This is a genomic window from Shigella sp. SIG3 (genome assembly GCF_053555855.1).
The window spans coordinates 1-16,438 of sequence record NZ_JBQZXE010000085.1; the positions used below are offsets into that span (position 1 = coordinate 1).

A 16,438-nucleotide genomic window follows, 5' to 3' on the forward strand; every position below is an offset into this window, starting at 1 on the left:
AGAAAAGCAGCTAGATTATTTTTAAGAATATATAAAAAGAAAGCGGGCCGATTTACGTAAATAAATCGACCCGCCAGCGGAATAATCTTAATTATTCATCTTCAAGATAAGTATAACCGTACAAACCTGCCTCGAACTCTTCAAGGAACTGTTGTTGCAGTTCAGCATCAAGATCGGTTTTCTTCACTTGATCGCGGAACTGGGTTAACAGCGTTTTCGGATCGAGCTGTACATATTGCAGCATGTCCGCCACGGTATCGCCTTCGTCAGACAGTTCTACTTCTACGCTACCGTCAGGGAACACGAACACGTCAACTGCTTCGGTATCACCGAACAGGTTGTGCATATTGCCAAGGATCTCCTGATATGCACCGACCATAAAGAAACCGAGCATCGGCGGATTCTCTGGATCGTACTCCGGCATTGGCATTGTCGTGGCAATACCATCACCATCAATATAGTGGTCGATAGCACCGTCAGAGTCACAGGTAATATCCAGCAGCACAGCGCGACGTTCCGGCACTTGATCCAGCCCTTCCAGCGGTAGAACCGGGAACAACTGGTCGATCCCCCATGCGTCCGGCATTGACTGGAACAGCGAGAAATTGACGTACATTTTGTCCGCCATACGTTCCTGCAGTTCGTCGATTATCGGACGATGCGCACGGTTTTGCGGATCCAGTTGCTTCTGCACTTCATGGCACATGCTCAGATAGAGTTGTTCTGCCCATGCACGTTCTTGCAGGCTAAAGGTGCCGGAAGAGTAGCCGATATGAATGTCGTGCAGATCCATCTGGCTGTCGTGTAACCATTCACGCAAAGAACGGCGAGTTCCCGGTTCGTGCATTTCCTGCCAGGTTTCCCACATGCTTTGCAGCGCACGCGGCGCATCTTCTGCGGGCGCGGTCGGCACCGTATATTCGTTACGTTCCACGCCGATGATATTCGACACCAGCACGGTATGGTGCGCAGTCACCGCACGGCCCGATTCGGTGATTACCGTCGGATGCGGCAGACCATTTTCTTCACACGCATCGCCAATCGCCCAGATGATGTTGTTGGCGTATTCATTGAGGCCATAGTTTACGGAGCAGTCAGACTGCGAACGGGTGCCTTCATAATCCACGCCCAGACCGCCGCCGACGTCGAAGCACTGAATATTGACGCCCAGCTTGTGCAGTTCTACATAGAAACGCGCGGATTCACGAACGCCTGTCGCGATATCGCGAATATTCGCCATCTGCGAACCGAGGTGGAAGTGCAGTAGTTGCAGGCTGTCGAGACGCCCGGCTTCACGCAGGGTTTCAACCAGTTGCAGTACCTGAGTCGCAGCCAGGCCGAACTTCGATTTTTCCCCGCCGGAGGACTGCCATTTACCCGAGCCCTGCGAAGCCAGACGTGCACGCACGCCCAGACGAGGAACGACATTCAGACGTTCTGCTTCATCCAGCACAATGGCGATTTCTGACATCTTCTCAATGACCAGATAGACCTTGTGCCCCATCTTCTCGCCAATTAATGCCAGGCGGATATATTCGCGGTCTTTATAACCGTTGCAGACGATGACGCTACGAGTCATGCCAGCATGTGCCAGCACTGCCATCAACTCGGCTTTGGAACCGGCTTCCAGACCCAGCGGTTCACCCGAATGAATCAGGGACTCGATCACGCGGCGGTGCTGGTTAACTTTGATCGGATAAACAAGGAAGTAATCGCCGTTATAGCCGTAGGATTCCCTCGCACGTTTGAACGCGGCGTTAATGGAACGCAAACGGTGCTGCAGGATCTGTGGGAAACAGAACAGTGCAGGCAGACGCTGACCCTGTGCTTCACGAGTTTTCACTAACTGCGCGAGATCGACGCGAGCTTCCGGGACGTCCGGGTCCGGGCACACGCTGATGTGGCCCAGCTCGTTAACGTCATAGTAGTTATTGCCCCACCAGGCAATATTGTAAGTACGCAGCATCTTGCTGGCTTCCTGGGAGCTCATTGCAACCTCCTGCATGGAGCGTAGTACACCGTGTTCGCCCGCTGACGAAGGCAAACCCATAGACATGTCGTCAGACATAGCGAACCTCAAATTATTTTATTAAGTGTAAAACAGTTAACGACTGTCGCAGCCTGGAACTGCGATAACAACCCATAAGCACATGGATTTTCCAGCAGTGTATGCTGACGCTCCGACTGCGCAACCGGTTTCTTTTTCATAACATTATTAAGCACATAACCGAACGTAAGTGTGACAGTTCGGCGAAACCACGAGAAAACTCTTGTTTTTACAAGAGCGCCCTTGTTCAGTCCTCAGTAACTGTAACCAGCTCTTGAATCCTGAGAAGCGCCGAGATGGGTATAACATCGGCAGGTATGCAAAGCAGAGATGCAGAGTGCGGGGAACGAATCTTCACCAGAACGGTGAGACAGGTTAAGCAGCAGACAACGGTTCATTATTTCGTATCACCTCCACGGCCGCCTGTTAAGACGAACCCACAAGCCAAAACTCTGATTTCAACCCGGCTGGAAGTGGCAACACGAAAAAAACGTCGTGTGCTTTTTATTTAAGCCGCGCGCCGCGTTTTATACCCCACAATGGCAGAAAATTGCAAAAGATAAATACGCAGAATGCCGGCATTGTCAGGAAAAATTTCCAGCCACGTTTTTAACAGAATGAGACACGATTCAAAAAAAAGTGGAAATCGGGTGAAGAATTGACCTAAAATAGCCATCCAGATGTTAATCCATCCATACCGATTAACACTCAGACTGCCAGTGTTTTTAACCTGCAGAGTCGTGGTAGGATCCGCTACCACAGAAAATCCACACAACAGTTTGAGCTAACCAAATTCTCTTTAGGTGATATTAAATATGGCAAAACACCTTTTTACGTCCGAGTCCGTCTCTGAAGGGCATCCTGACAAAATTGCTGACCAAATCTCTGATGCCGTTTTAGACGCGATCCTCGAACAGGATCCGAAAGCACGCGTTGCTTGCGAAACCTACGTAAAAACCGGCATGGTTTTAGTTGGCGGCGAAATCACCACCAGCGCCTGGGTAGACATCGAAGAGATCACCCGTAACACCGTTCGCGAAATTGGCTATGTGCATTCCGACATGGGCTTTGACGCTAACTCCTGTGCGGTTCTGAGCGCTATCGGCAAACAGTCTCCTGACATCAACCAGGGCGTTGACCGTGCCGATCCGCTGGAACAGGGCGCGGGTGACCAGGGTCTGATGTTTGGCTACGCAACTAATGAAACCGACGTGCTGATGCCAGCACCTATCACCTATGCACACCGTCTGGTACAGCGTCAGGCTGAAGTGCGTAAAAACGGCACTCTGCCGTGGCTGCGCCCGGACGCGAAAAGCCAGGTGACTTTCCAGTATGACGACGGCAAAATCGTTGGTATTGATGCTGTCGTGCTTTCCACTCAGCACTCTGAAGAGATCGACCAGAAATCGCTGCAAGAAGCGGTAATGGAAGAGATCATCAAGCCAATTCTGCCCGCTGAATGGCTGACTTCTGCCACCAAATTCTTCATCAACCCGACCGGTCGTTTCGTTATCGGTGGCCCAATGGGTGACTGCGGTCTGACTGGTCGTAAAATTATCGTTGATACCTACGGCGGCATGGCGCGTCACGGTGGCGGTGCATTCTCTGGTAAAGATCCATCAAAAGTGGACCGTTCCGCAGCCTACGCAGCACGTTATGTCGCGAAAAACATCGTTGCTGCTGGCCTGGCCGATCGTTGTGAAATTCAGGTTTCCTACGCAATCGGCGTGGCTGAACCGACCTCCATCATGGTAGAAACTTTCGGTACTGAGAAAGTGCCTTCTGAACAACTGACTCTGCTGGTACGTGAGTTCTTCGACCTGCGCCCATACGGTCTGATTCAGATGCTGGATCTGCTGCACCCGATCTACAAAGAAACCGCAGCATACGGTCACTTTGGTCGTGAACATTTCCCGTGGGAAAAAACCGACAAAGCGCAGCTGCTGCGCGATGCTGCCGGCCTGAAGTAATCTTTCTTCACCTGCGTTCAAAGGCCAGCCTCGCGCTGGCCTTTTTCTTTTACCTCACCGCGGTGGATAGGCGTTCACGCCGCATCCGGCAAAAAAACTGCCCGCACAATAACATCATTCTTCCTGATCACGTTTCACGGCAAATTACCATCACAATTGAAACCGATTACACCAACCACACCAGCAAAATATTTGTAATATTTTCATATTATTATTCAGCTTTCACAGTTGTTACATTTCTTTTCAGTAAAGTCTTAATTGCAGATGACAGCGTTTAATCTATGATGATATAACTCAATTATTTTCATGCACTTAAATCATAACTAAGATAAATGTTAGTGTAAGCGATTACACTGATGTGATTTGCTTCACATCTTTTTACGTCGTACTCACCTATCTTAATTCACAATAAAAAATAACCATATTGGAGGGCATCATGCCTGACGCTAAAAAACAGGGGCGGTCAAACAAGGCAATGACGTTTTTCGTCTGCTTCCTTGCCGCTCTGGCGGGATTACTCTTTGGCCTGGATATCGGTGTAATTGCTGGCGCACTGCCGTTTATTGCAGATGAATTCCAGATAACTTCGCACACGCAAGAATGGGTCGTAAGCTCCATGATGTTCGGTGCGGCAGTCGGTGCGGTGGGCATCGGCTGGCTCTCCTTTAAACTCGGGCGCAAAAAGAGCCTGATGATCGGCGCAATCCTGTTTGTTGCCGGTTCACTGTTCTCTGCGGCTGCGCCAAACGTTGAAGTACTGATTCTTTCGCGCGTTCTGCTGGGGCTGGCGGTGGGTGTGGCCTCTTATACCGCACCACTGTACCTGTCAGAAATTGCGCCGGAAAAAATTCGCGGCAGTATGATCTCGATGTATCAGTTGATGATCACTATCGGGATCCTCGGTGCTTATCTTTCTGATACCGCCTTCAGCTACACCGGTGCATGGCGCTGGATGCTGGGTGTGATTATCATCCCGGCAATTTTGCTGCTGATTGGTGTCTTCTTCCTGCCAGACAGCCCACGTTGGTTTGCCGCCAAACGCCGTTTTGTTGATGCCGAACGCGTGCTGCTACGCCTGCGTGACACCAGCGCGGAAGCGAAACGCGAACTGGATGAAATCCGTGAAAGTTTGCAGGTTAAACAGAGTGGCTGGGCGCTGTTTAAAGAGAATAGCAACTTCCGCCGCGCGGTGTTCCTTGGCGTACTGTTACAGGTAATGCAGCAATTCACCGGGATGAACGTCATCATGTATTACGCGCCGAAAATCTTCGAACTGGCGGGTTATACCAACACCACCGAGCAAATGTGGAGGACAGTGATTGTCGGCCTGACCAACGTACTTGCCACCTTTATCGCAATCGGCCTTGTTGACCGCTGGGGACGTAAACCAACGCTAACGCTGGGCTTCCTGGTGATGGCTGCTGGCATGGGCGTACTCGGTACAATGATGCATATCGGTATCCACTCTCCGTCGGCGCAGTATTTCGCCATCGCCATGCTGCTGATGTTTATTGTCGGTTTTGCCATGAGTGCCGGTCCGCTGATTTGGGTACTGTGCTCCGAAATTCAGCCGCTGAAAGGCCGCGATTTTGGCATCACCTGCTCCACCGCCACCAACTGGATTGCCAACATGATCGTTGGCGCAACGTTCCTGACCATGCTCAACACGCTGGGTAACGCCAACACCTTCTGGGTGTATGCGGCTCTGAACGTACTGTTTATCCTGCTGACATTGTGGCTGGTACCGGAAACCAAACACGTTTCGCTGGAACATATTGAACGTAATCTGATGAAAGGTCGTAAACTGCGCGAAATCGGCGCTCACGATTAATCTCCTCAGGCTTCCTCCCGTCTCGGAGGAAGCCGCCTCTTGCAGTCATCTTTTCTTCGCTCTATCCTCTGCCGCTATGAAAACATCCCGTCTCCCTATAGCCATCCAACAGGCCGTTATGCGCCGCCTGCGGGAAAAACTCGCCCAGGCCAACCTGAAGCTAGGGCGTAACTACCCGGAGCCAAAACTCTCTTACACCCAGCGCGGAACCTCCGCCGGAACAGCCTGGCTGGAAAGCTATGAAATCCGCCTCAATCCCGTTTTGCTGTTGGAAAACAGTGAAGCTTTTATTGAAGAAGTGGTACCGCACGAACTGGCACATTTGCTGGTATGGAAACATTTCGGCCGCGTAGCGCCACATGGCAAAGAGTGGAAGTGGATGATGGAAAGCGTGCTGGGCGTTCCCGCCCGTCGTACGCATCAGTTCGAACTGCAATCCGTGCGTCGCAACACCTTCCCCTACCGCTGTAAGTGCCAGGAACATCAGCTTACCGTACGCCGCCATAATCGCGTAGTTCGTGGCGAGGCCATCTATCGCTGTGTTCACTGCGGTGAACAGCTGGTTGCGAAATAACCACCTGAACTATCAGGAACTTTCCTGATCTGGCTGATTGCATACCAAAACAACTTTCGCTACGTTGCTGGCTCGTTTTAACACGGAGTAAGTGATGTACCGTTATTTGTCTATTGCTGCGGTGGTACTGAGCGCAGCATTTTCCGGCCCGACGTTGGCCGAAGGTATCAATAGTTTTTCTCAGGCGAAAGCCGCGGCGGTAAAAGTCCACGCTGATGCGCCCGGTACGTTTTATTGCGGATGTAAAATTAACTGGCAGGGCAAAAAAGGCGTTGTTGATCTGCAATCGTGCGGCTATCAGGTGCGCAAAAATGAAAACCGCGCCAGCCGCGTAGAGTGGGAACACGTCGTTCCCGCCTGGCAATTCGGTCACCAGCGCCAGTGCTGGCAGGACGGTGGACGTAAAAACTGCGCTAAAGATCCGGTCTATCGCAAGATGGAAAGCGATATGCATAACCTGCAGCCGTCAGTCGGCGAGGTGAATGGCGATCGCGGCAATTTTATGTACAGCCAGTGGAATGGCGGCGAAGGCCAGTACGGTCAATGCGCCATGAAGGTCGATTTCAAAGAAAAAGCTGCCGAACCACCAGCGCGTGCACGCGGTGCCATTGCGCGCACCTACTTCTATATGCGCGACCAATACAACCTGACACTCTCTCGCCAGCAAACGCAGCTGTTCAACGCATGGAACAAGATGTATCCGGTTACCGACTGGGAGTGCGAGCGCGATGAACGCATCGCGAAGGTGCAGGGCAATCATAACCCGTATGTGCAACGCGCTTGCCAGGCGCGAAAGAGCTAACCTACACTAGCGGGATTCTTTTTGTTAACCCCTACCCCACGCGTACAACCGCGTGGGGAGACGACGCGGATTTTTAACTATGCGTATCCCCCGCATTTATCATCCTGAACCACTGACCAGCCATTCTCACATCGCGCTTTGCGAAGATGCCGCCAACCATATCGGGCGCGTACTGCGCATGGGGCCGGGGCAGGCGTTGCAATTGTTTGACGGTAGCAACCAGGTCTTTGACGCCGAAATTACCAGCGCCAGCAAAAAAAGCGTGGAAGTGAAGGTGCTGGAAGGCCAGATCGACGATCGCGAATCTCCGCTGCATATTCACCTCGGTCAGGTGATGTCGCGTGGTGAAAAAATGGAATTTACTATCCAGAAATCGATCGAACTCGGTGTAAGCCTCATTACGCCACTTTTTTCTGAGCGCTGCGGCGTTAAACTGGATAGTGAACGTCTGAACAAGAAGCTTCAGCAGTGGCAGAAGATTGCAATTGCTGCCTGTGAGCAGTGTGGTCGTAACCGGGTGCCGGAAATCCGTCCAGCGATGGATCTGGAAGCCTGGTGTGCAGAGCAGGATGAAGGACTGAAACTGAATCTTCACCCGCGCGCCAGTAACAGCATCAATACGTTGCCTTTACCGGTTGAACGCGTCCGCCTGCTGATTGGCCCGGAAGGCGGTTTATCGGCAGATGAAATTGCCATGACTGCCCGCTATCAATTTACTGATATCCTGTTGGGACCTCGCGTTTTGCGTACAGAGACAACTGCGCTCACCGCCATTACCGCGCTACAAGTACGATTTGGCGATTTGGGCTAACGGAGAAGAATAATGATCAAGCTCGGCATCGTGATGGACCCCATCGCAAACATCAACATCAAGAAAGATTCCAGTTTCGCTATGTTGCTGGAAGCACAGCGTCGTGGTTACGAACTTCACTATATGGAGATGGGCGATCTGTATCTGATCAATGGCGAAGCCCGCGCCCATACCCGCACGCTGAACGTGAAGCAGAACTACGAAGAGTGGTTTTCGTTCGTCGGTGAACAGGATCTGCCGCTGGCCGATCTCGATGTGATCCTGATGCGTAAAGACCCGCCGTTTGATACCGAGTTTATCTACGCGACCTATATTCTGGAACGTGCCGAAGAGAAAGGGACGCTGATCGTTAACAAGCCGCAGAGCCTGCGCGACTGTAACGAGAAACTGTTTACCGCCTGGTTCTCTGACTTAACGCCAGAAACGCTGGTTACGCGCAATAAAGCGCAGCTAAAAGCGTTCTGGGAGAAACACAGCGACATCATTCTTAAGCCGCTGGACGGTATGGGCGGCGCGTCGATTTTCCGCGTGAAAGAAGGCGATCCAAACCTCGGCGTGATTGCCGAAACCCTGACTGAGCATGGCACTCGCTACTGCATGGCGCAAAATTACCTGCCAGCCATTAAAGATGGCGACAAACGCGTGCTGGTGGTGGATGGCGAGCCGGTACCGTACTGCCTGGCGCGTATTCCGCAGGGGGGCGAAACCCGTGGCAATCTGGCTGCCGGTGGTCGCGGTGAACCTCGTCCGCTGACGGAAAGTGACTGGAAAATCGCCCGTCAGATCGGGCCGACGCTGAAAGAAAAAGGGCTGATTTTTGTTGGTCTGGATATCATCGGCGACCGTCTGACTGAAATTAACGTCACCAGCCCAACCTGTATTCGTGAGATTGAAGCAGAGTTTCCGGTGTCGATCACCGGAATGTTAATGGATGCCATCGAAGCACGTTTACAGCAGCAGTAACCCACCTTAGCGAGAAGGATCTCGTTGAGACTCTGAGTGACAGCGCCCTTCTTTCCACGCATACTGGGCGCTGTTGCTTTTTTGAACCAGGAAACAGAACCTCTGACAATGAATTTACAGCATCACTTTCTTATTGCCATGCCTGCTCTCCAGGATCCGATTTTCCGTCGTTCCGTGGTCTACATTTGCGAACATAATACCAATGGTGCAATGGGGATCATCGTCAACAAGCCGCTGGAAAATCTCAAAATTGAAGGGATTCTGGAAAAGCTGAAGATCACGCCGGAGCCGCGTGATGAATCAATCCGTCTGGATAAACCGGTTATGCTCGGCGGCCCACTGGCTGAAGATCGCGGGTTTATTTTGCATACTCCGCCCTCCAATTTTGCTTCCAGCATTCGCATTTCAGACAACACGGTGATGACCACTTCCCGCGATGTGCTGGAAACGCTCGGCACCGATAAACAACCGTCTGACGTATTGGTGGCTCTGGGCTATGCCTCCTGGGAAAAAGGTCAACTGGAACAAGAAATTCTCGATAACGCGTGGCTAACGGCCCCGGCGGATCTGAATATTCTGTTCAAAACGCCGATTGCCGACCGCTGGCGCGAGGCGGCAAAACTGATTGGTGTGGATATTCTCACCATGCCTGGTGTGGCAGGACACGCCTGATGAGTGGAACCTTACTCGCCTTCGACTTCGGCACCAAAAGCATTGGCGTAGCGGTCGGCCAACGCATTACCGGCACCGCTCGCCCTTTGCCTGCAATTAAAGCGCAGGACGGTACGCCGGACTGGAACCTCATCGAACGTTTACTGAAAGAGTGGCAGCCTGACGAAATCATCGTCGGTTTGCCGCTGAATATGGACGGCACCGAACAGCCGTTAACCGCCAGAGCGCGCAAATTTGCCAACCGTATTCATGGTCGTTTCGGTGTTGAAGTAAAGCTCCATGACGAGCGTCTTAGCACTGTGGAAGCCCGTTCCGGTCTTTTTGAACAGGGCGGCTATCGGGCGCTCAACAAAGGCAAAGTTGACTCTGCCTCTGCGGTTATTATTCTCGAAAGCTATTTCGAGCAGGGATATTAAGGCGATCTAAAAGCCTGGCGGATAGTCGTTACCGCCATCTTGCCGGATGCGGCGTGAACGCCTTATCCAGCACACATCTGGCAGCGGCTGTAGGTCTGATAAGACGCGTTAGCGTCGCATCAGACATTTATTGCCTTTATAGGCCCTATAAACTTGCGCATCGGGCATGGCAACGTCACAAACGCCCTTCCCCCACCCGCTGCTGATAACTCTGCTGAAACGTTAACATCCCCACCTGCTGCCCGGTTTGAATAACATGCGGTAACTGGTGGGTTTTCCCTTCGCGAATCAAATTCCCCACCGCGGGAGTGTTAATCAGTAATTCAAACAGCGCCACGCGTCCTTCCTGTTTATCCACTTCCAGCTTTTGTGACAGCACTGCCCGTAAACTACCCGCAAGTTGATTACGTACGGGATCTTTTTCCTGCGCCGGAAATGAATCCACCAGTCGCTCAACTGCCTGCGCGGCACCACGTGTATGTAAGGTTGCCAGCACCAGATGCCCGGTTTCTGCCGCCGTCAGCGCCAGACGGATTGTCTCACTGTCACGTAGCTCTCCGAGCAAAATCACATCAGGATCTTCCCGCAATGCAGCCCGCAACCCCGATGCGAACGTCATACAGTGCAAACCAATTTCCCGCTGCTGGATCAAACATCGCTGGCTGGCATAGAGATATTCCACAGGATCTTCCAGCGTCAGAATATGCGCATCGGCATGTTGATTAAGATAGCCAACCATCGCCGCCAGCGTGGTAGATTTGCCACTCCCCGTAGCCCCCGTCACCAGAATCAGGCCATTCTCGCTCTTGAGTAATTCCGGCAATACCGGTGGCGCACCAAGCTGTTCGAGCTGTGGACAGTGCGAAGGTAACAACCGTAATGCCAGAGAAATACCTTGCCGTTGCGCGAACGCACTGCCACGCAACCGCTGGTTTTCCGCCAGCGACACGGCAAAATCCAGCTGGCCATTTTCCAGCAATATTGCCCGCTGATCGTCATCCAGCCACTCCCGCAGTAGCTCTTCGACGTCCGGCGCATCAAACGGCGCAGCTTCCATTCTGCCACGAATGCGCCATCGTGCGGGCCAGGCGCTGCACAGGTGTAGATCCGAGACGTTATGCTTTACACTAAGGGCCACAATTTCTTCCATATTCATACTAAGATCCTCGGAAAATGAACGATATTGCGCATAACCTGGCACAGGTCCGGGACAAAATCTCAGCGGCTGCAACGCGTTGCGGCCGTTCTCCAGAAGAAATTACGCTGCTTGCAGTCAGTAAAACAAAACCTGCGAGCGCCATCGCAGAAGCCATTGATGCCGGGCAGCGTCAATTTGGTGAAAACTACGTTCAGGAAGGGGTAGATAAAATTCGCCACTTTCAGGAACTGGGCGTAACAGGATTAGAATGGCATTTTATTGGCCCGTTGCAGTCTAATAAAAGCCGCCTAGTGGCAGAGCATTTCGACTGGTGTCATACCATCGACCGTTTGCGCATTGCTACCCGCCTCAACGATCAGCGCCCGGCAGAACTTCCCCCTCTTAACGTACTGATTCAAATTAATATTAGTGATGAAAACAGTAAGTCCGGGATTCAACTGGCAGAACTGGACGAGCTGGCAGCGGCGGTCGCTGAACTACCGCGTTTACGTCTGCGCGGGCTGATGGCAATCCCTGCGCCTGAGTCAGAATATGTAAGGCAGTTTGAAGTTGCACGCCAAATGGCTGTAGCATTTGCCGGACTGAAAACGCGCTACCCGCATATCGACACGCTCTCTCTGGGAATGTCGGACGATATGGAAGCCGCCATTGCGGCAGGTAGCACGATGGTTCGTATCGGCACTGCAATTTTTGGTGCGCGTGATTACTCTAAAAAATAAGGAATTAAAGGAACGCCATGAATACGTTGACTTTCCTGCTTTCAACGGTCATTGAGCTGTATACCATGGTGCTGTTATTACGCATCTGGATGCAGTGGGCTCATTGTGATTTTTACAACCCCTTCTCACAGTTTGTAGTGAAGGTAGCGCAGCCAATTATCGGGCCACTGCGCCGCGTTATTCCGGCAATGGGTCCCATTGACAGCGCCTCGCTGCTGGTTGCCTATATTCTCAGTTTTATCAAAGCCATTGTGCTGTTTGAAGTGGTGACCTTCCTGCCAATCATCTGGATTGCCGGTTTACTGATTCTGCTGAAAACCATCGGCTTGCTGATTTTCTGGGTCCTGCTGGTGATGGCGATTATGAGCTGGGTAAGCCAGGGTCGTAGCCCGATTGAATACGTGCTGATTCAGCTGGCCGATCCGCTGCTGCGCCCGATTCGCCGCTTGCTACCGGCAATGGGTGGGATTGATTTCTCGCCGATGATCCTCGTTCTGCTGCTGTATGTCATCAATATGGGTGTCGCAGAAGTATTACAGGCAACCGGAAACATGCTGCTGCCGGGGCTGTGGATGGCGTTATGAGTGCCGTAACAGTTAATGATGACGGTCTGGTTTTACGGCTCTATATTCAGCCGAAAGCCAGCCGTGATTCTATTGTCGGTTTACATGGCGACGAAGTTAAAGTCGCCATTACCGCGCCGCCGGTTGACGGCCAGGCCAACAATCATCTGGTGAAGTTTCTCGGTAAGCAATTCCGGGTTGCCAAAAGCCAGGTGGTGATTGAAAAAGGCGAACTTGGCCGCCACAAACAAATTAAAATCATTAATCCGCAACAAATCCCGCCAGAAATCGCGGCGTTAATTAATTAGGTATCCTATGCAAAAAGTTGTCCTCGCAACCGGCAATGCCGGTAAAGTGCGTGAGCTGGCGTCGCTGCTTAGCGACTTTGGTCTTGATATCGTGGCCCAAACAGACCTCGGCGTTGATTCCGCTGAAGAAACCGGCCTAACCTTTATCGAAAACGCGATTCTGAAAGCGCGCCATGCGGCAAAAGTGACCGGTTTACCGGCAATTGCCGACGACTCTGGTCTGGCGGTAGATGCGCTGGGTGGCGCGCCGGGTATTTACTCCGCGCGTTATTCCGGTGAAGACGCGACCGATCAAAAGAATCTGCAAAAACTGTTGGAAACACTGAAAGACGTACCGGACGACCAACGTCAGGCGCGTTTCCACTGCGTGCTGGTATATCTGCGTCACGCGGAAGATCCGACTCCGCTGGTATGCCACGGCAGCTGGCCGGGCGTGATTACTCACGAACCAGCGGGCACTGGTGGCTTTGGTTATGATCCAATCTTCTTCGTACCTTCCGAAGGGAAAACCGCCGCCGAACTGACCCGCGAAGAAAAGAGCGCCATTTCCCACCGTGGTCAGGCGTTGAAACTGCTGCTGGACGCTTTACGTAATGGTTAAATTACCGCCGCTGAGTCTCTACATTCACATCCCGTGGTGCGTGCAGAAATGCCCGTACTGCGATTTCAACTCTCACGCGTTGAAAGGAGAAGTGCCGCACGACGATTATGTTCAGCATCTGCTTTGCGATCTGGACAATGATGTGGCTTACGCTCAGGGCCGTGAAGTAAAGACAATCTTTATTGGCGGTGGTACGCCGAGCCTGCTTTCCGGCCCGGCGATGCAAACGCTGCTAGACGGCGTGCGTTCGCGTTTGCCGCTGGCAGCGGATGCAGAAATTACTATGGAAGCGAACCCAGGCACGGTAGAAGCGGATCGCTTTGTCGATTATCAGCGTGCTGGTGTAAACCGCATCTCTATTGGTGTGCAGAGTTTTAGCGAAGAAAAGCTGAAACGACTTGGGCGTATTCATGGCCCGCAAGAAGCGAAACGAGCGGCAAAGCTGGCGAGCGGTTTAGGGTTACGTAGCTTTAACCTTGATTTGATGCATGGACTACCGGATCAATCACTGGAAGAGGCGCTTGGCGATCTACGCCAGGCCATTGAACTGAATCCGCCGCATCTTTCCTGGTATCAACTGACCATCGAACCTAATACGCTGTTTGGCTCGCGACCGCCGGTGCTGCCGGACGATGACGCGCTGTGGGATATTTTCGAACAGGGGCATCAGTTATTAACCGCAGCGGGTTATCAGCAATATGAAACTTCCGCTTACGCCAAACCCGGTTATCAGTGCCAGCACAATCTCAACTACTGGCGCTTTGGTGACTACATCGGTATTGGCTGCGGCGCGCACGGCAAAGTGACCTTCCCGGATGGGCGCATTCTGCGTACCACTAAAACGCGTCATCCTCGTGGTTTTATGCAAGGAAGGTATCTGGAAAGCCAGCGTGATGTCGAAGCCGCAGATAAGCCGTTTGAGTTCTTTATGAATCGCTTCCGTCTGCTGGAGGCCGCGCCGCGCGTGGAGTTTATTGCGTATACCGGGCTTTGCGAAGATGTGATTCGCCCACAGTTAGACGAGGCGATTGCCCAGGGTTATCTCACCGAATGTGCGGATTACTGGCAGATAACGGAACATGGTAAATTATTCTTAAACTCACTTCTTGAATTATTCCTCGCTGAGTAATCATTAATGCGCCTGCGGGCGCATTAATCACTTCTTTTATCCCCCCGTTAATTAACCTCGGCAGAAATATATTTCTTACTGAATAAATATCGACGACATTTATTATATATATTTAGTGAATATTTACTAATCATTCATTGATTATAAATATGTACAACCTGGCGCACAAATTTAATATTTAATTTCTGACTTTATTTCAAGTTGTGATAAACATAGACAAGTTGTCAGACAGGTTAACCAATTTGTCGCACAAAGCACTGATAAGCACAATTAGATATCAACCAATTTCCATCCTTCAACAGGGAGTTTTTTTATGAAAATGAGGTCATTTACCCGCTCATTAGTCTGCGCATCCTTGCTGGCTCTGGTTAGCACTGGCGTAAACGCCGCAGAAAAAGTGACGTTAAAGTTAGCACACAACCTGGAAAGAAGTCATGTTGTACATCAGAGTTTTGAAGAGCTGGCGAAAGAGGTAAAACAGCTGTCAAAAGGTAATATGGTGATCCGTATTTATCCCAGCAGCCAGATGGGTAATGCGCGAGAAACTATGGAATTGTTGCAAAATGGCGCACTGGATATGACCAAAGGTTCCGCCAGTGATCTGGAGTCTTTTGATAATATTTATGCTATCTATAATTTGCCGTTCTTATTAAGTTGTTTTTGGTGAAGTTGGTAAAGAAATTATGGACTCAACAAAAGACAAAGGCTTTTTTGCTTTATCAGCTTATGTAGCGGGTACTCGCAGTTTCTATGCGAAAAAACCGATTACAAAGCCAGAAGATCTTAAAGGACTGAAAATTCGTGTTCAGCCAAGTCCGACCACCATCAAAATGATTGAACTGATGGGTGGTTCACCCACTCCAATTTCATTTGGCGAAGTTTATACTGCGATGCAGCAAGGTGTAGTAGATGGCGCAGAAAATAACGTGCCTTCCTGGATGCAGACTCGACATATTGAAATTGCCAAAGTTTTTTCTGAAGATGAACACGCCTCAATTCCTGACTTTTTGGTTATCTCCACCAAAACATGGAATAAATTACCCCCAGAACAGCAACAAATCCTCGAAACAGCGGCGAAGAAATCCGAAGCTTATCAACAAAAATTGTGGGAAAAAATTGACGCTGACACACGTGCTCAGGCGAAAGCTATGGGGGGTGAAATTGTAAAAGTGGATAAAGCGCCATTCCGTAAAGCCGTGCAACCTCTGTTTGACGACTTCAAAAAAGATCCAAAACAAGCTGCTTTGTTAGAGAAATTCGACAACGCTGCTCAATAATATTCCGGGCCAGCCTCTGGCCCTGATTTTCCAGGATGCTTACAATGATATTTAACCGCCTGAAACTTGCGGTAGACCGCGTCATTGCCGCGTTTTCTGTCGCCGTAATGCTTGCTCTGGTTGTATGCGTAGTCTGGCAAGTATTTAGCCGCTACGTACTTAACCAGCCAAGTACATTAACCGATGAGCTGGCACGCTTTTTGATGATCTGGGTAGGATTATTAGGTGCTGCATATACCGTCGGCGCGCAGCGACATCTCTCTATTGATTTATTTGCTCTCGCCCTGAATAAGCGCAAACAATTACTTCTTAGTATAGTCATTAACGTTCTCATTTTAGGTTTTGCCGGTTCGGTCATTGTGACTGGTGGCCTGAAATTAATTGATAAAACACTGGCAACATCACAGGTATCTGCCGCTATGCAAATACCGATGGGATACGTATATATCATTCTGCCATTAAGTGGAGTGGTAATGATGTTTTATGCCTTGGGTAATGCTGCCAACTTACTGATTTAGTGTATGATGGTGATTTTAAGGTGCTTGCGTGGCTTCCATTTCCATCAGATATCCTTCCTGCTCCGCTACTGAAGGCGT

General features: G+C 50.9%; 19 protein-coding genes and 1 pseudogene. 15 read left to right on the top strand and 5 right to left on the bottom strand.

The genetic code is table 11. The features are described 5' to 3' along the window. Positions 1-91 precede the first annotated feature (91 nt). From speA to yqgD, 4 genes are all read right to left on the bottom strand, one after another. The gene (speA, locus tag ACUU1I_RS14490) at positions 92-2,068 is read right to left on the bottom strand and encodes a biosynthetic arginine decarboxylase (protein ID WP_001295380.1); all 1,977 of its coding nucleotides are present in this window, start codon (positions 2,066-2,068) and stop codon (positions 92-94) included. A gap of 8 nt (positions 2,069-2,076) precedes the next feature. Further along, positions 2,077-2,208: an acid stress response protein YqgB gene (yqgB, locus tag ACUU1I_RS14495; protein WP_005051767.1), complete on the bottom strand. Its 132-nt coding sequence runs from the start codon at positions 2,206-2,208 to the stop codon at positions 2,077-2,079. Between the two features lie 93 nt (positions 2,209-2,301). Beyond that, positions 2,302-2,445: a protein YqgG gene (gene yqgG / locus ACUU1I_RS14500; protein ID WP_001297404.1), complete on the bottom strand. Its 144-nt coding sequence runs from the start codon at positions 2,443-2,445 to the stop codon at positions 2,302-2,304. Between the two features lie 110 nt (positions 2,446-2,555). Next, a complete protein-coding gene (gene yqgD, locus ACUU1I_RS14505) occupies positions 2,556-2,807 on the bottom strand; it encodes a protein YqgD (RefSeq protein WP_001303651.1) in 252 nt (83 codons plus the stop codon). A 55-nt stretch (positions 2,808-2,862) separates the two neighbouring features. Here yqgD and metK point away from each other — a divergent pair, with 55 nt between their 5' ends. The 8 genes from metK to ruvX all read left to right on the top strand — a co-directional run bounded on the left by metK (position 2,863) and on the right by ruvX (position 10,086). Further along, complete coding sequence (metK, locus tag ACUU1I_RS14510) at positions 2,863-4,017, top strand: methionine adenosyltransferase (RefSeq protein ID WP_001062128.1); 1,155 nt, start codon at positions 2,863-2,865, stop codon at positions 4,015-4,017. 436 nt (positions 4,018-4,453) lie between these two features. Beyond that, positions 4,454-5,848, top strand: a complete 1,395-nt coding sequence (gene galP, locus ACUU1I_RS14515; protein WP_001112299.1) for a galactose/proton symporter — start codon at positions 4,454-4,456, stop codon at positions 5,846-5,848. 76 nt (positions 5,849-5,924) lie between these two features. Then, the gene (locus ACUU1I_RS14520) at positions 5,925-6,422 is read left to right on the top strand and encodes a SprT family zinc-dependent metalloprotease (protein ID WP_005051770.1); all 498 of its coding nucleotides are present in this window, start codon (positions 5,925-5,927) and stop codon (positions 6,420-6,422) included. A 94-nt stretch (positions 6,423-6,516) separates the two neighbouring features. Next, positions 6,517-7,224, top strand: a complete 708-nt coding sequence (gene endA, locus ACUU1I_RS14525) for a deoxyribonuclease I (protein ID WP_000286517.1) — start codon at positions 6,517-6,519, stop codon at positions 7,222-7,224. Positions 7,225-7,303: 79 nt separating this feature from the next. Beyond that, positions 7,304-8,035, top strand: a complete 732-nt coding sequence (gene rsmE, locus ACUU1I_RS14530; RefSeq protein ID WP_001222509.1) for a 16S rRNA (uracil(1498)-N(3))-methyltransferase — start codon at positions 7,304-7,306, stop codon at positions 8,033-8,035. Positions 8,036-8,047: 12 nt separating this feature from the next. Further along, on the top strand, positions 8,048-8,998 hold the full coding sequence (gene gshB / locus ACUU1I_RS14535; RefSeq protein ID WP_000593273.1) for a glutathione synthase: 951 nt from the start codon (positions 8,048-8,050) through the stop codon (positions 8,996-8,998). Between the two features lie 108 nt (positions 8,999-9,106). Next, complete coding sequence (locus tag ACUU1I_RS14540; protein ID WP_001053178.1) at positions 9,107-9,670, top strand: YqgE/AlgH family protein; 564 nt, start codon at positions 9,107-9,109, stop codon at positions 9,668-9,670. Further along, positions 9,670-10,086 (top strand): Holliday junction resolvase RuvX, encoded by a 417-nt coding sequence (gene ruvX / locus ACUU1I_RS14545; RefSeq protein WP_000017111.1) that lies wholly within the window; start codon positions 9,670-9,672, stop codon positions 10,084-10,086. The genes ACUU1I_RS14540 and ruvX overlap by 1 nt, the downstream gene beginning before the upstream one ends. Positions 10,087-10,261: 175 nt before the next feature. Here ruvX and ACUU1I_RS14550 read toward each other — a convergent pair whose 3' ends face one another. Further along, on the bottom strand, positions 10,262-11,242 hold the full coding sequence (locus tag ACUU1I_RS14550; protein WP_001055627.1) for a PilT/PilU family type 4a pilus ATPase: 981 nt from the start codon (positions 11,240-11,242) through the stop codon (positions 10,262-10,264). A gap of 17 nt (positions 11,243-11,259) precedes the next feature. Between ACUU1I_RS14550 and yggS the strand changes: the two genes are divergently transcribed. From yggS to ACUU1I_RS14585, 7 genes and pseudogenes are all read left to right on the top strand, one after another. Next, a complete protein-coding gene (gene yggS, locus ACUU1I_RS14555; RefSeq protein WP_000997795.1) occupies positions 11,260-11,964 on the top strand; it encodes a pyridoxal phosphate homeostasis protein in 705 nt (234 codons plus the stop codon). Positions 11,965-11,981: 17 nt separating this feature from the next. Beyond that, entirely contained in the window at positions 11,982-12,548 is a 567-nt protein-coding gene (yggT, locus tag ACUU1I_RS14560; protein WP_001094819.1) for an osmotic shock tolerance protein YggT, read from the top strand. Then, the gene (yggU, locus tag ACUU1I_RS14565) at positions 12,545-12,835 is read left to right on the top strand and encodes a DUF167 family protein YggU (protein WP_001277217.1); all 291 of its coding nucleotides are present in this window, start codon (positions 12,545-12,547) and stop codon (positions 12,833-12,835) included. Before yggT ends, yggU begins: the two co-directional genes overlap by 4 nt. A gap of 7 nt (positions 12,836-12,842) precedes the next feature. After that, a complete protein-coding gene (locus ACUU1I_RS14570) occupies positions 12,843-13,436 on the top strand; it encodes an XTP/dITP diphosphatase (protein WP_001174734.1) in 594 nt (197 codons plus the stop codon). Continuing rightward, positions 13,429-14,565 carry a radical SAM family heme chaperone HemW gene (hemW, locus tag ACUU1I_RS14575; protein ID WP_000239932.1) on the top strand — a complete coding sequence of 379 codons (1,137 nt, stop codon included), beginning with the start codon at positions 13,429-13,431 and terminating at the stop codon, positions 14,563-14,565. Before ACUU1I_RS14570 ends, hemW begins: the two co-directional genes overlap by 8 nt. 313 nt (positions 14,566-14,878) lie before the next feature. Beyond that, a pseudogene (locus tag ACUU1I_RS14580) lies at positions 14,879-15,842 on the top strand (TRAP transporter substrate-binding protein). A gap of 44 nt (positions 15,843-15,886) precedes the next feature. Next, entirely contained in the window at positions 15,887-16,360 is a 474-nt protein-coding gene (locus tag ACUU1I_RS14585; protein WP_000577037.1) for a TRAP transporter small permease, read from the top strand. Positions 16,361-16,438 lie beyond the last annotated feature (78 nt).

What these genes read in the sequence shown, in the direction of transcription:
- speA (WP_001295380.1), bottom strand. Translation starts at nt 2,068, where the DNA reads ATGTCTGACGACATGTCTATGGGTTTGCCTTCGTCAGCGGGCGAACAC.
- yqgB (WP_005051767.1), bottom strand. Translation starts at nt 2,208, where the DNA reads ATGAAAAAGAAACCGGTTGCGCAGTCGGAGCGTCAGCATACACTGCTG.
- yqgG (WP_001297404.1), bottom strand. Translation starts at nt 2,445, where the DNA reads ATGAACCGTTGTCTGCTGCTTAACCTGTCTCACCGTTCTGGTGAAGAT.
- metK (WP_001062128.1), top strand. Translation starts at nt 2,863, where the DNA reads ATGGCAAAACACCTTTTTACGTCCGAGTCCGTCTCTGAAGGGCATCCT.
- galP (WP_001112299.1), top strand. Translation starts at nt 4,454, where the DNA reads ATGCCTGACGCTAAAAAACAGGGGCGGTCAAACAAGGCAATGACGTTT.
- ACUU1I_RS14520 (WP_005051770.1), top strand. Translation starts at nt 5,925, where the DNA reads ATGAAAACATCCCGTCTCCCTATAGCCATCCAACAGGCCGTTATGCGC.
- endA (WP_000286517.1), top strand. Translation starts at nt 6,517, where the DNA reads ATGTACCGTTATTTGTCTATTGCTGCGGTGGTACTGAGCGCAGCATTT.
- rsmE (WP_001222509.1), top strand. Translation starts at nt 7,304, where the DNA reads ATGCGTATCCCCCGCATTTATCATCCTGAACCACTGACCAGCCATTCT.
- gshB (WP_000593273.1), top strand. Translation starts at nt 8,048, where the DNA reads ATGATCAAGCTCGGCATCGTGATGGACCCCATCGCAAACATCAACATC.
- ACUU1I_RS14540 (WP_001053178.1), top strand. Translation starts at nt 9,107, where the DNA reads ATGAATTTACAGCATCACTTTCTTATTGCCATGCCTGCTCTCCAGGAT.
- ruvX (WP_000017111.1), top strand. Translation starts at nt 9,670, where the DNA reads ATGAGTGGAACCTTACTCGCCTTCGACTTCGGCACCAAAAGCATTGGC.
- ACUU1I_RS14550 (WP_001055627.1), bottom strand. Translation starts at nt 11,242, where the DNA reads ATGAATATGGAAGAAATTGTGGCCCTTAGTGTAAAGCATAACGTCTCG.
- yggS (WP_000997795.1), top strand. Translation starts at nt 11,260, where the DNA reads ATGAACGATATTGCGCATAACCTGGCACAGGTCCGGGACAAAATCTCA.
- yggT (WP_001094819.1), top strand. Translation starts at nt 11,982, where the DNA reads ATGAATACGTTGACTTTCCTGCTTTCAACGGTCATTGAGCTGTATACC.
- yggU (WP_001277217.1), top strand. Translation starts at nt 12,545, where the DNA reads ATGAGTGCCGTAACAGTTAATGATGACGGTCTGGTTTTACGGCTCTAT.
- ACUU1I_RS14570 (WP_001174734.1), top strand. Translation starts at nt 12,843, where the DNA reads ATGCAAAAAGTTGTCCTCGCAACCGGCAATGCCGGTAAAGTGCGTGAG.
- hemW (WP_000239932.1), top strand. Translation starts at nt 13,429, where the DNA reads ATGGTTAAATTACCGCCGCTGAGTCTCTACATTCACATCCCGTGGTGC.
- ACUU1I_RS14585 (WP_000577037.1), top strand. Translation starts at nt 15,887, where the DNA reads ATGATATTTAACCGCCTGAAACTTGCGGTAGACCGCGTCATTGCCGCG.